At 56.6% G+C, this 13,925-nt stretch carries 10 protein-coding genes; 8 read left to right on the forward strand and 2 right to left on the reverse strand.

Annotation, left to right across the window (positions count from 1 at the left end; translation table 11 throughout):
* The first annotated feature begins 19 nt into the window (after window positions 1-19).
* From QMG40_RS16905 to QMG40_RS16915, 3 genes are read left to right on the forward strand one after another with little or no spacing between them, the layout of a single operon-like run.
* The gene (locus QMG40_RS16905; RefSeq protein ID WP_283532301.1) at window positions 20-1,441 is read left to right on the forward strand and encodes a phosphoketolase family protein; all 1,422 of its coding nucleotides are present in this window, start codon (window positions 20-22) and stop codon (window positions 1,439-1,441) included.
* Entirely contained in the window at window positions 1,434-3,848 is a 2,415-nt protein-coding gene (locus QMG40_RS16910; RefSeq protein ID WP_283532302.1) for a plasma-membrane proton-efflux P-type ATPase, read from the forward strand. Before QMG40_RS16905 ends, QMG40_RS16910 begins: the two co-directional genes overlap by 8 nt.
* Before the next feature lie 54 nt (window positions 3,849-3,902).
* Window positions 3,903-4,088, forward strand: a complete 186-nt coding sequence (locus QMG40_RS16915) for a hypothetical protein (protein ID WP_283532303.1) — start codon at window positions 3,903-3,905, stop codon at window positions 4,086-4,088.
* Window positions 4,089-4,972: 884 nt separating this feature from the next.
* Here the strand turns inward: QMG40_RS16915 and QMG40_RS16920 are convergent.
* Entirely contained in the window at window positions 4,973-5,725 is a 753-nt protein-coding gene (locus QMG40_RS16920) for a hypothetical protein (RefSeq protein WP_283532304.1), read from the reverse strand.
* A 1,196-nt stretch (window positions 5,726-6,921) separates the two neighbouring features.
* Between QMG40_RS16920 and QMG40_RS16925 the strand changes: the two genes are divergently transcribed.
* From QMG40_RS16925 to QMG40_RS16940, 4 genes are all read left to right on the forward strand, one after another.
* Window positions 6,922-7,305, forward strand: a complete 384-nt coding sequence (locus tag QMG40_RS16925) for a hypothetical protein (RefSeq protein WP_283532305.1) — start codon at window positions 6,922-6,924, stop codon at window positions 7,303-7,305.
* A 25-nt stretch (window positions 7,306-7,330) separates the two neighbouring features.
* Window positions 7,331-7,870: a hypothetical protein gene (locus QMG40_RS16930; RefSeq protein WP_283532306.1), complete on the forward strand. Its 540-nt coding sequence runs from the start codon at window positions 7,331-7,333 to the stop codon at window positions 7,868-7,870.
* Between the two features lie 64 nt (window positions 7,871-7,934).
* Window positions 7,935-8,213, forward strand: a complete 279-nt coding sequence (locus QMG40_RS16935; RefSeq protein ID WP_283532307.1) for a hypothetical protein — start codon at window positions 7,935-7,937, stop codon at window positions 8,211-8,213.
* A gap of 236 nt (window positions 8,214-8,449) precedes the next feature.
* A complete protein-coding gene (locus tag QMG40_RS16940) occupies window positions 8,450-11,107 on the forward strand; it encodes a hypothetical protein (protein ID WP_283532308.1) in 2,658 nt (885 codons plus the stop codon).
* A 761-nt stretch (window positions 11,108-11,868) separates the two neighbouring features.
* Here the strand turns inward: QMG40_RS16940 and QMG40_RS16945 are convergent.
* Entirely contained in the window at window positions 11,869-12,819 is a 951-nt protein-coding gene (locus QMG40_RS16945; RefSeq protein WP_283532309.1) for a LysR family transcriptional regulator, read from the reverse strand.
* A gap of 72 nt (window positions 12,820-12,891) precedes the next feature.
* Between QMG40_RS16945 and QMG40_RS16950 the strand changes: the two genes are divergently transcribed.
* Window positions 12,892-13,794, forward strand: a complete 903-nt coding sequence (locus tag QMG40_RS16950; RefSeq protein WP_283532310.1) for a DMT family transporter — start codon at window positions 12,892-12,894, stop codon at window positions 13,792-13,794.
* The last annotated feature ends 131 nt before the right edge of the window (window positions 13,795-13,925 follow it).

A 13,925-nucleotide genomic window follows, 5' to 3' on the forward strand; every position in this document is an offset into this window, starting at 1 on the left:
TTTCACAAGGAGCAGGAATATGAGTTGGCTAAAAAACTCCGTCAGCGTAGCGATTCCTTTGCCTGGTGCGCCAGAAGGGACCAGGATGGGGCGTCAAGACCCTACCTGGACCCTCGACAAATCTCCCTTGCCACTGACGGAGGTAAAGCCCTTGGCGGTGGGGCATTGGGGCACCACTCCGGGTCAGAATTTCATTTCCGTGCACTTGAACGGCTATAACATCAGCAATCCAACGGTGTTGGCCCGCATCGAGCCACCAGAAGTGGATGCGCTTCTGCCTGGGTGCGGAAATGATCCTCGCTACGTTGAAGGTGAGGACCCGGCCGCGCCGCATCAGCTAATGGCCGCTGTCTTGGAAGAAGCCATAGAAGACATCCTGTCCGTCCACTCCGCTGCACGGGTCGATGGTTGCACGCGCTGGCCGCGCTGGCCCGTGCTCGTTTTGCGCTCCCCCAAAGAGTGGACAGGACCCAAGACGGTGGACGGGCTACCGGTTGAGGGCACGTTCCGCTCACATCAAGTTCCACTACTGGTGGAGGATGCCCATCCCGAGCACGGTGAACGGCTCGAACAGTGGCTACGTACTTACAGACCCGAGGAGCTTTTCGATGAGTGCGCCAAGCTCAAGATTAGGGCATTGCCGTGGCGACAAGACACCTCATCGCTAGACTATTTGCTGGCTTCTCACCTGTGGCGGCAGGACCACAACGGCTTCCCCGACCAAGATCCTTGCTTTGTGGATCATGTGGATCATGTGGATCATGTGGTGAACAAGAAGGCAGACATCTTCAGGATTCACCTCTCTCCGGACACCAACTCCCTGCTCACTGTTGCCGACCATTGTTTGCGCAGCCGCCATTACATCGCAGTCCTAGTAGCCGGTGAGCGTGACATGCCACAGTGGTTCTCCATGGCCGACGTCGACCTTCCCTGCTGCTGTGACCCACCCACTCTTGAGGTACTAGCAGCGGTTTCAATCGTGGGCGAACACGTGAAAGAACTGAAAGTTCGGGTTGTCAACGTTGTTGATTTGTTGAAGCTGCAATCGGCAAACGAGCATCCACCTGGCCTCTCTGATCCGGACTATGACACGCTGTTCAGCAAAAACAAACGCATCGTGCTCGCCTTTCACGAATATCCGAGTCTGATCCACCGCCTGATTCACCGTCGCAGCAATCGAAACACATACGTGCGCGGCTACAGCCAAGTGGGCACTATCACCACAGCAGTCGATATGCCAGTGCGGAACCGGCTGGACCGCTTTCACCTGGTTCAGCACCTCATTGACAGGCTTCCGCAACTGGGTGCCCCCGCGGAGTATCTCAAACAAGCCATGACTCACAAGCTCTCTGAACACAACCTGTATATCAACCAGCACAGCCAAGACCTGCCCGAAATCTGCAACTGGGCGTGGAACTCAGAGGTGGTGGGTCATGGCTGATAAGTCATTACCCATGCAGGAGGTATTCCGGCAGCTGGAAACAACGGCTGCCGGGCTGAGCCAGGCTGAGGCTGCGAAGCGATTGCTGAAATATGGACCAAACGAGATCGCCGAGCACCACACGAATCCGCTGCTGAAGTTCCTGTCCTATTTTTGGGGACCAATCCCGTGGATGATTGAAATCGCGGTGCTCCTATCAGCAGTGGTGGGGCACTGGCCAGACTTTTTCATCATCTTGATTCTTCTGCTTGCCAACGCGTTGGTTGGTTTCACCGAAGAGCATCAAGCCGGAAGTGCAATAGATGCCTTGCGGGCGAAGCTTGCTATCACGGCCCGTGTTCGACGCGACGGCGCATGGATCACCCCGGCGGCTCGGGATCTGGTCCCTGGTGATGTGATTCGTCTGCGACTCGGTGACATTGTCCCAGCTGACGCCCGGCTACTGGACGGGGATCCGATTGAGGTCGATCAGTCTGCTCTCACGGGTGAATCCCTGCCTGCAACTCGCGGACCAGGGGACGCAGTATTTTCAGGTTCTATCATCCGCCGGGGCGAGATCGGTGCGCTGGTCTACGCCACCGGAGCGCATACCTACTTCGGCAAAACCGCCGAACTTGTTGCCGAGGCACACACCGTCAGCCACTTCCAAAGGGCCGTCCTGAAGATAGGCAACTATCTGATCCTTCTCGCTGCCGTTTTCGTGGCAATAATAATATTTGTATCCCTGCTGCGCGGCGACGCCGTTCTCACCACGTTGCAGTTCGCTCTTGTACTCACTGTCGCCGCAATTCCTGTTGCGATGCCCACGGTGTTGTCGGTGACCATGGCTGTAGGCGCCCGGTTACTGGCCAAACAGAAGGCCATTGTTAGCCGATTGGTTGCCATTGAGGAACTAGCCGGCGTGGACGTGCTCTGCACCGATAAAACTGGCACCCTCACCCAAAACTCTCTAACTCTGGGCGAGACTTTCAGTGTTGACACAGTCACCGCAGCAGAGGTCATTTTGGCAGGTGCACTGGCTTCCCGAGTTGATGACGAGGATCCGATCGACCTTGCCGTCTTTGGCGGACTAGAAGATACAACGGCATTGAACTCATGCACGGTGACTCACTTCGAGCCGTTCAACCCAGTAGATAAACGCACCGAGGCCGCCATCACAAGTGCCGACGGACATCTTTTCAAAGTTACCAAGGGCGCCCCGCAGGTGATTCTTGCTCTTGCCGGTGGTGGTGCCAAGGTCACCGCCACAGTTGTGGCCGCCGTCAATGCGTTTGCTGCACACGGCTACCGCTCGTTGGGCGTCGCTAAAACCAACGAGAACAACCAGTGGCAATTTCTGGGGGTGCTACCGCTGTTCGATCCACCCAGAGAAGACGCCAAGTCAACAATCAGCACAGCGCGGTCAATGGGCATCAGCGTAAAAATGGTCACCGGTGATGCCCTGGCGATTGCCACAGAGACCGCGGGGAAAGTCGGGCTCGGCACCAATATTCTCGACGCATCCGGACTTGGTGATGTAAAGAAAGAAGAAAGCCCTGCAAGTATGCGCTCAATTGAGACGGCAGACGGCTTTGCTCAAGTCTTCCCAGAGCACAAATACCACATCATTGACGTACTGCAGAAGCGCGGTCATATTGTTGGGATGACAGGAGATGGTGTCAACGATGCCCCAGCCTTGAAAAAGGCGGACTGTGGGATTGCCGTTTCCGGTGCCACCGATGCCGCCCGTGCGGCCGCGGCCATCATACTGCTCACTCCCGGACTGGCAGTGATCATTGATGCGATCAAAGAGAGCCGCAAGATTTTTCAGCGGATGAATTCCTACGCCATGTACCGCATAGCGGAGACACTTCGTGTGCTGTTGTTCGTTACCGGGGCGATCCTGTTCTTCAACTTCTTTCCGGTCACCGCGATCATGATAGTTATGCTGGCGCTGCTGAACGACGGCGCAATTCTCGCCATCGCCTATGACAACGTCCATTTCAAGATGAAACCCGAGGCTTGGAACATGCGCCTAGTCTTGGGGATCGCCACCGTTCTGGGCGTTGTAGGTCCCATCGCGGCATTTGGTCTCTTCTACCTTGGTGAGATGGTCTTTGGTCTGGGCCGTCCCCAGCTACAAACCATGATGTATCTGATGCTCTCCGTAGCGGGGCACCTAACCATATTTCTCACCCGAACTCGTGGCCCGTTTTGGTCTATCCGTCCCGCCCGTATCCTTTTGGTGGCAGTTTTAGGTACACAGGTGATTGCCACACTCATCGCCGTGTACGGATTGTTCATGACACCGCTGGGATGGGGGTGGGCCGCTTTCGTTTGGGGCTACGCCATCATCTGGGCACTAGTGGGCGACCGCATTAAACTGCTGGCCTATCGTGTTCTCGAACCAGCTCCTCGGCCTATGTGAGAGTGCACGGCCCCACCTCTCGCTAAGCACCACTGGTAGAGGTATGGTCAGCTCATGATGACTGTGGGAGAAAAAACAACAGCAGACTACCGGAGCCTATTCGAATCCATGCCCGGCATTGGGCTCTCCATGGGCGCAGGGTTGGGGCTCGTGTTTGCTGGCGCGCCAGGTCTCGCCATAGGTGCAGGGGTGGGCCTGATAGCGGGTTCGATCGTGTGGATGTGGTTTCACCAGTCCTGACACGGCGGGCTCACTCTGATTTAGGCCACTCCCCCGGGTTCTATTTCAGCTCTGTTTAGCCAGTCTCATCGCGAATAGTCCATGGGCAATAAGCATCAGGATGTAGGTCAGGTCAACGAGGATGTCCGTGGTTGAGATGCGTACCGAAGTTCTCTCGTTAGAGATAGTAAACTTGGCAAAGTCATTGTTAAGCCCGCACCCCAAAATCCCAAAGTGTGCAGAAGAACCATAGCCACCACGTCCAGGACTACTTGTCCCAAGGACTCCATCAAAGGTTGTGGCAGTCCAGGAAACGCAGATTAAAAATGGCGAACACTAGATTAACCACACCGAACAAAACGGCTATCCAGAGGCTGAACAACTATGGCCGTTTCTCGATTAGTACCTCTAGCCGCACTTTCAACGGTACTGGTCCTCAGATCACAGTGCACTGGTTCCTGGTCACAGCGCAGTATTTTGCGCTATCGCAGTTCTTAAGCTGTGGTTCACCCTGCTGAATACTCTCGACACTAGACTGATCAGAAGAGGCGCACCTCCGACGTTGCACAAGGTCCAAGGAGTCACACAGGAGCACAGGCACTCGCTGGGGCGGGCTTGGCGGGAGGCAGCGGTTGGTTAGAATGGCTGCGACTCTTTGGGCTATGTAAGCGTCTTACTGCTGGCAGCTGTGCTTGCCATAACGGTAGGTACCAACTCCTTCCCAATCCCCCTGCCGGAACGGATGCCGCCTTCACTGAGCACCGTTGGCAGCTCCGCGGTCTACGAGATCATGGCGTACGTCTTGTTCATTGCCTCCACAATCTCGATAGGCGGTTGGGCGGCTGGACTGCTCAGCAATGGCCTAAGAAGAAGGCTCTGCTCCTCCACCCTCGGTCCGGGCGCGTTCACACGATGAAGAGCACGAGCAGGATGGGGTAGGTGAGGAGGAGATTCTTGCCAATCAGGACATGGGCGGTTCCCATGACCAACGAAAGGGCGATGCCGTAGATCCCGGTAGAAATATCCTGAGTAAGGAAGTGAACAAGACCCCAAGTAAGTGCCAGCATGATCCCTCCCCATGGCATCCATCTAGCAACGAACCACCGTTCTCCTGCCGCCTGCCCAAATCCAATGATCAAGGCAATGATGATCGCTTCGGAGAAGTAGTAGAGAACCTGAACAAGCCAGACAATAGTTCCTGCGTCGCCATAGAGTTCCAAGAACGCATCATGCTCCGCTACTGGAGGAAGAACACCACCTCGAACCAGCCACTGGCCCAACAAAGTGAGAACAATGAGCGCGGCGACCGCCAACCACCGCATAACACCCAAACGTACATCGGCTTCACCGCACAGTCTGAAATCGGTTCGCCGACGAGCACAGGCTACCAAGCCAACCCCACCACCTACCCAAAGGAAGATCGTGACCCCCCAGTGAACAATCGATCCAAGAGAACCCCCCGCGGGCAGACCGATTAGTGACTCAAAAGCTACGAGCACGAGCTCTAGACCCAAGAGTGCGAAAGCGTAAAGCGCAAAGTAGAGGTACTCTTGCGCCCGCGTTGTTCTCACCGTTCCGGAAATATCAATCCACGTCCTCAGTTTTAAGCGGTCTGTAGCCCCGCCCTCCCAGAGTACAGCGGCAGCAATGGCGGTCATTATCCTGGCGGAGGTGCTGGGCCATGAGGAGGGGACCAAAGGCACTGTTACAGCGGGCTAGGGGCTGTCAGGATGAAATGAACACTAATAGGCGGTAGTTGCCACGGCGTTTCGCGTGTTCTGACCCCGCTGTCAGGAAAGGTTGATGCTCGGAATGGCTCGTACCCAGCGATCATCGAACATTTGTGGTCCAGTCGCTCGTCCGTGGTGCACGCATTGTGGAACTGATGAATTCCTGCTCATGGAGTCTGTTGCCCCCTGCTCATGCGGTGTTGCCGGGCTCGTGGGTCTGAGCTACTCATGTTTAGAATGCGAAGGTTTTTCAGCCCACTGTGTTGTTGTCAGCGCGGCTGAGACTACTTTGGCGCTCATGGTCTCAGGGATGGCAGATGACGGGCATCGATGAGATGAGGATCGTGTGCCGTGATAGATATCGAGGACAGTGCAGGGATGTCACCAACGATTCTGTGGTTGATAGATCGAATCCCGCTTCCAGCATTATTCGGAAGGGGAACGGCAGGTCACATCGTGGCGCTGGTGCTGGGCAAGACGTAGGATATTCACGGGATTGGCGGAAACGTCGGTGCATTGCCCTCAGCTACTGCTGCGTCCCAGCAAGGATCCGACGGTTATTTCACCACGCCAACGCGTCCTTTTCTTAACAACTTCATACGCACTCTCCTCTTCCCCCGCCCAGATAGGAGGCGAGAAAGTGGCATTTGATCTTGGTCGTCTAGGGCTAAACGCCACCACCACGGTACCCGGGGGCCAACAGTTTACTGGCGTCCAGAGATCTGCACTCTTGTTCGGTGGTCTGCCCACAGAAATGCATACTACTACTAGGTCCTATCCCGCTCGCCATACAGGACAGCTGAATACGCCTCCATCTAGCGGGCTGTGGGTGGGCAAATGGCTGTTGGCAGTACCCCACTACTTTATTCTGTTCTTCCTTGGGTCGCCGTTCTTCTCACCACAGTCGTTTTCTGGTTCGCCATCTTGTTCACAGGCCACTACCTGAACCCCTGTTCCACTTTGCTGCCATTCTCACCGACTACCCTGCCAACTCCGAGGTGGACAACCCCGAACAACTCTCCCATGGACTCGTCCTTATCAAATGGTGACCGCTGGCTATCACCCATTGACTCATCGCCTCCGGATACTGGGCGCAATGTCGGCCTCTCGCCGCTGGACTGCGTGTGCTTGTTGCTGCCCTCATGCTCCCGTTCACCGGCCGCTACCTGCGTCCACTGCTCGACTTGGTCATGGGGATAAACCCGTGGAACTACCGGGTTGCCGGTTACACCCTGCTGCCAAGTGATGAATACCCGCCGTTCAGACTAGATCAGGGACCGGAGGACCCGGACCAGCGTAACGTTCGCGCCGGTATGAACTTTCCCCGACCAAATGCTCCACTAACGCTCTTGAACACCCCACTGAGCGAACGCTACATTTGGGCGGTGGTGCGGACGCTGCCCCAGCCCCCGAACGGGAAGCCGTCCTGGAACTCGGCGACCCCGATCGTCGTGCCGCAAACCAAGCGCACCGGCATTGCACTTGATCGGCCCGAGGCATTATTTTGATTACCTAAGGTTGCTCAAGCTATTGATGGGCATCACGGTGCCTCTCGCCGCGGTCGCAGTATTCTTAGGAGTTCTACTCTCCGGAAGTGGACTTGGTGAATCCATCGCTGCCGCAGTCGTCGGTGCAGTCAACGTCGCCTTTCAAGTTGCATTCTGGGTCACCGTAGTGTTCGCAGTCATCGATCACACAAGCATGAGTGACAGGACGCTCACTGCGTGGACACCTGATCGATTGCCCAGAACCCTTTCTGGGGCACAGATCACCGTGATCGACTCGGTGATCGATGCGGCCGGGCTCCTAGTATTCGCCGGTGCCATTGTTTGGCAGCAGCTTTCTTCACTATTTCAGGACAGCACCGGCACGCCAATCCCTCTCTTAGCGCCCGGACTATGGTCGCTGTGGCTCCTTAACATGAAGCGGCTACTCAACCCCGACTTCCACACAATGGTCCAGCAGGCAACGGCACTTCATGTTCAGACGCCCAGTTTTTACATCATCATCAGCGTAATAGTGATAGGGCTTTTAGTGTGGAAAATCATCGATGGCTTCGTCAAGGCCGGATAGGCCAACCGAGAGTGTGCAGATCGAGGTTTGGATGACATCTAATTTGTGATCTTTGATCCGTGCGTTGACGATGGGTAGAAAGTCGGCCAGTATTTCCAATGCAGCAATCTACCGCCGAGGTCCACTTGGTCCTGTCAATGAGTACCATGCCAGTGAGTACCCTGCCGGCGTACATTTGGTGAGCTGGCGGGTGCAGGGGCTGACTCCTGAGAGCAATGACTTCGCTGTGATGGATGCGTATGTCGATGGTGACCGTGGCAATGATTCCCATCACGGGTTGTTCGCCCCAGGGCGCGAACTCGAGGTTGGTGCGCGCACTCATGAAGCCTTGTTCATAGAGTGAGCTGATGGTCTGAAAGAACAGCTTCGCAAAACCGATCCCTCTAGCCACGTAGTAGGCCTGGAGGCGTCTCTGGGAATCTGTCTAGGTCAGTGGTGGAGCCGACCGGTGGCCACACCGCTTGCGGGAGCTATACGCCCAAGATGGACAGGCACACCACGCTGGTGGTGTAATGCACTTGTTAGGCTGGCACGTAGGCCCACCCCGGCTCTATCGCGTATCTGAAGGGTCAGAATCACATGCTCGAACGCACCATTATTGAAGCTGTGGGCACCGCGGAAACCCTGATCGATCAGGGTGACCAGGGAGATGCTCAGGCGCTACTCACACAGGCCCTGCTAATGTGCTCCCTTGCAGCCAATGACAGGGAGGCCCTCGCCATAGCAAAAGCCACCAGGCTACTCATCAATTTGGATGTTGGACTGCTGCCGGAGGGTGCAATCGATGCCCATGTAGAGCGGATGCGCCGGTTGATCGCGCCGTTTCACTGCGAGACAACAGCCACAGCATCTGCTGAAGCCGAGTTGAGCCGCTTCGAATGGGTCCACTCCAGTAGCGATGCAGATCCAATCGTCCTGGTAGACGTGCTCCGTGGTGCACGTGAATTCACCGCGCGGGCGCACGACTCGGAGCACGAGGGCGTGCGGCGGGCTGCCGCCGAGGCAGCCTTAACAGCCCAGATAATCCGTGAATGGCTCAGCCAAGACGCCACGTCAATCGCCGTGGCGCTCGAGTCGTTAGCACTGAGTCTGACCTCCGAGTCCGACTCTCGCATGCGCCACATCCGCATCGATGCACTGTACACGGCCGCGCGGCTGCGCATCGAGCACACCAACGACGCACCCGCCGCCCATTACCTTCTACATACGGTATTCAAGGAAGCAGGCGAGCTCGCTTCGGCGCGGCGGTTCTACTATTCAGCCACCCTCCATCTAGCTGACCTGTCCTTGGATGCTGCTGCGTCGCCGGCGGAGGCGCTCACCGAGGCCACCACCGCACTTCACAGTGACTACGCCGACGATGTGCAGGATGCTGCTTTACGCTGCCAGCACCTAGATCGGATGCTAGCCCGGATTCCCGCAGACGACCGTGAAAAGATGGCCGCCATGGAATGGGTGCGGCTGATCAACCGCCTCACGGCCAGCCGCGATCCGCAGGTACGTGCAACTGTGCTTGACCATGTCAGGTTTCGAAGAACCAACCTCGACGGCCTCACGGCAACGGACCTGCACATCCTCCAGCATGCCGATACTGCAGCGCTCCGTGACACACACCAGGGGACTGTGGGAGCACGGTTTCAGGTGGCCTGCAGAATCGTGGAAGTCATCGGGCGCCCTAACCTTGGAATAGTACCATCCCACACGGAGCCCCACCGGGATCCATCACTGGCGGTACGCCTTTCTGAAGAGCTAGAACAGCGTTTCTCCCACGCCGCGTCAACTCCGGAACTAGCACCAACCATGGCCCGGATGCTGCTCGAACGGGCCCTGCGTTTATCTGAAATCGGTCGCCGCGAACAGGCGCTGTCCGTCTTGGCTGAAGTCCGTTCGAAGGTCGCCAACGCACCCGTCAACCACTTACGCCACATCCTTGCGCAGTCCGATTATTGGAGGGGTCGCCTCCAAAGGGAAGCAGGACAACGCCACCAAGCCAGCACCGCCGTAGATGCCATGGTTACCGAATTCGCCCATGACCCCGATCCCGACGTACGGGTATGGGCTGCGAACGCGCTCCACTCCGCAAGCCGCGACCCAGAGCTGAACCCCTCCGACGTCGATGCCATCCTCGACAGATTCGCCGAAGCCTTCAGCGACGACGAGGACCCACGCATCCGCCAGCACGATGCCCACCGGCGCTTGAACCAAGCCGTACACGCACACGAACAAGGAGCCACCAACCGGGCTGCCCAGCTACTCAAGGACTTAGTCGCCCGGTACAACACGGATACCGATGCTGAGATTATCGACACGGTGCGGCTCGCACAGCAGAACCTCACCGTTTTGACCCTTTCCGCCAAGGAGGCAAAAACCCCCGGAACCGAATCTGAGGAACAATACCGGGACCTGAGCAGCCGACTCCATGCGGCTGATGGTATCTACGCCTCCGGCCTTACGGAGGAAGCTGCACGGCAGTGGCAGGTGCTGGCCGACTCTGCGCATGGCAGCAACGACCCAAACATCGCCATCATTGGTCTCGCAGCACTGGACATGTGGGGAGCTTACCTCAACGACAGTCAACAATGGGTGGCTCTCAGCGCCGTAGCCCGCCGGGCGATGGTCGCACGGGAAAACCTGGACTTCCGGGCTGAACGAATGCGCACCTGCGCCTACCTCCGCTTCGGCATTGCACAAGGACGAGTCGGAGATCCGTTGTCGGCTATCGCCGCTTTCGAAGCACTTGATGCATTGGCCGCCAACACAGGGGACGACGAGATCATGACGACCCGGCAACAGGCAATCTACAATCGCGCCGTCATGATTGACGACCTTGGTGATGCTGAGGGGGCCATTGAAGCCTACGAGCATGTTCTGGCCGTGCACTCGGCCAGCCGCGATTCACAGGCACGCCGGCTCCGGCGTATCAAGGCGCTGCGGAACAAGGCCCTACTTCTGAACGATTTGAACCGACTCCCGGACGCTGCAAGTGCCCACCGTCAGATCTTGGATATAGCCTCCGGCAATCCCGATCCTGAACTGTGCCAGCGTGCCCGGCTCTCAGCATTCTCCCTGGCCGAATGCTTCACCCGCCTCGGTGACCATTCCTCGTCGGCTCAGACCTACGCTTGGATACGCTCGGTAACGACACTCGGATTTACCTCGACTGATAACTTGTCAGCCGCACGGGCCCAGAAGTCGGCCGAACGCTTAGCCCACCGAGCAGGTAAAAGGAAACAATAATCGGCATTAAACCACTCAACTCTGCCCCAAAAATCGATGCCCAAGTGTTGCGGCGAGTCCACACCACCAACTTGAGGCGGGTCAAGGATCTGGGACGATCAATCTGATGTTCGGTGGTTGGCCTGTTGCGCCCTTGTGACACTGAGGGCCACGGCTGGTAGGAAGTCTCCGATCAGCACGTAGGATTTGGTCTTCCGCCGATACTTATGTCGTTTTCTGCCCAGTTGGCCACCTTTTAATAGCGGCCTTTCTGCGCGGCGCATAGGGCCGTCAACCACCCGACTTCCCCGGAGGTCCCCTACACAAAATAGGTTTACTGCGGCCAAATACCCTTGGTTCATCAGCGCTGACTGGAACACTTCCCGTCGCCTAGGGGTATTCGTTGAACTATACCCGTGGCGGGCTTCGAACCCGTCCTGAGCAAACGGAGCCAGTGCGGATGCAAGTTTTTCTCAAACGAGCCTTTTATCGAAAACAGCCTAAGGGTCCCAGCACAAAAGGCAGACAAGGAGAAAGAGCAAGAATCGGAAAGCCCACACTGCCTAGCTTCAAAACCACCATTTTGAGTTCAGTGGCTCCAACGCTCAATCGCTTTTGGTGGTGCAAAGCTGCTAGCGGCCCGATTTCGCACGCACGGATGCTCAGCTGAAAAATGTATTCGCCATCACCACAAAAGGGGCGTGGAGACCACTGATCGCTGACTGCTATCAGGTGAGGCTCTTTTACAGAGCGTTTGGCTAGAAACCTAGTGGAAAAGCAGCCTAGTTCAGGAGGTGCTGATGGACTCCTTCGCCTGCGAGCAGGCGCTTCTGTTCGGCTATCTTGATGATCCGGTCGATCACGGTGCGTGTGCTTACACGATTTTGGGCTTCAGGTCTGGTTAGAATATCGATGTTTCGACCAAGGGTGAGTCCTTGGATCGGGCGAAGAACCACGTGCTCACGAAAGTATGGAGTCAGTCCGGTGTATCGGGGCAGCAAGCCCACGGTGCCGCTCTCAGCGATGATCGCTGCCACCATATTGAACTCATTAACTCGGTGCGTAATCTGGATGGGTGTGCCAGCGCTGGCAAACATTGCTTGGATCAGGAGTGGCTCCAGCGCAAATCCTTCATGGGCTGCCACCCAAGTTTCGTCCACTAGATCAGCTAGGGATACCGTCTCGTGTTTCGCCAATGGGTGTTCACGATGGATCGCTAAGTCGATCGGTTCTTGCAGCACAGGAGTGACATGCACTCTGCGGGTGGGCCAGGGATCTGATGTCAGCGGCCGGTGCGCGATCACGATGTCGTGGTCACTAACCAAGTCTACGAATTTGTTGATCGATACGTCTTCGTCCCGGCAACGCACCTTTGGTCCGTCAGGGTCCCTGAGGCTGCCCGCGATAAGTGCCGGAAACCAGGCCAGACCGGCACTGTGAAAAGCAGTGACTGAAACGGGTTGTTGACGTGCAACAAGATACTCGTTGACTGAATTTTCCGCACGGGCAAGAGACTCCAGCACATCCCCACCAGCATCGGCCAGCAGTTCACCGGCAGGTGTAAGCACCAAGACTCGGCCTCTTTGCTCCGTGAGGGGGGTTGGCACGCTTCGCTGCAATGATGCGATTTGTTGGGAGACCGCAGATGGAGAAAGTAGCAGTGCTTGTGCCACTGCTGTGACCGAGCCACGGTCTCTGAGCTCACGCAAAGTTCGAAGATGATGCACTTCCATGAAGCTAAGCTTACAGGTTATTGAAGATAGTGGCCGTTGTTCTGTAAGGAGTGAGTTAATTACGGTAAAAGAATGTCCTTTCCTTCCAGCTCCATTTCGCGCCTACTGCCGGATCTAGTGCTCTTGATCGTCGCGATAATCTGGGGTGGCAGCTATCTGGCGACTCAAGAGCTAGCTGCGGCTTCATCTGCGGCCGCGGTTATGTGCGCCCGTTTCGTCCCTGCAGCAATCCTCTTGTTATCTGTGAATCTCGCTCGCCGAAAAGTCCGTCTCCGTGATTCATCATTTCCCGGCATCCTGCTGGGAACACTTCGCACGGCTACCATCGCGATGGAGACGATCGGCGTAACGCTCACAAGTGCCACAAACGCCGGACTCATCATCGCCCTATCCATTCTCCTCACTCCTATACTTGAATCCGCGCTCACCAAGAGACGACTCCCCCTCCCCTTGATAGGAAGCATTCTGCTCGCCCTCACAGGCATATCCTTACTGGTGGGAGGGCAAGACTTTTCCGGGATCAATCTAGGTGATGGACTCATGCTCTTGGCGGCGGCGACGCGGGCCCTCCTCGGTGTTTCGGAGGCACGATTCACCGTCGGTAGGAAAGCTGACGTTCTGAGCTTGACCACGCTCGAGATCGTTTTTGGTGCGGTCATATTCGCGGCCTGGGGCGGGAACTCATTGCTGGAGCATGTTCCCAATTTTAGTGTCTCTAATTGGTTCACCTTGGCCTATCTTTGCCTAGGCTGCACAATCTTTGCATTTCTTGGGCAGCTCTGGGCAACGAAGCACACCTCGGCGTCGCGTGCGGGGATGCTTTTGGGTACAGAGCCAGGCTGGGCACTCCTTGTTGGGGTGTTCCTGGCCGGGGACAGAATTGGTGCACTTGGATATATGGGGGCGGCGGTGCTCTTGGCTGCAACTTGGTGGGGCGCACGTGCCGAACAACGCTGGCGCGGAAGCGGGGGTTGAAGCGGGGTTAGCGGCCATAATGTGTGTATGCAAAGTGGCTTTTGACCAGTAATCATATGGGATGCAGGGCCTTGTACATGCTTTGAAAGCATGTATGGTGACAGTTCCCAAGAACCACCCCCGTTGTGGTG

Origin of the sequence: Arthrobacter antibioticus (assembly GCF_030063205.1) — a bacterium.
In the GTDB taxonomy this organism is placed as follows: Bacteria; Actinomycetota; Actinomycetes; order Actinomycetales; family Micrococcaceae; genus Specibacter.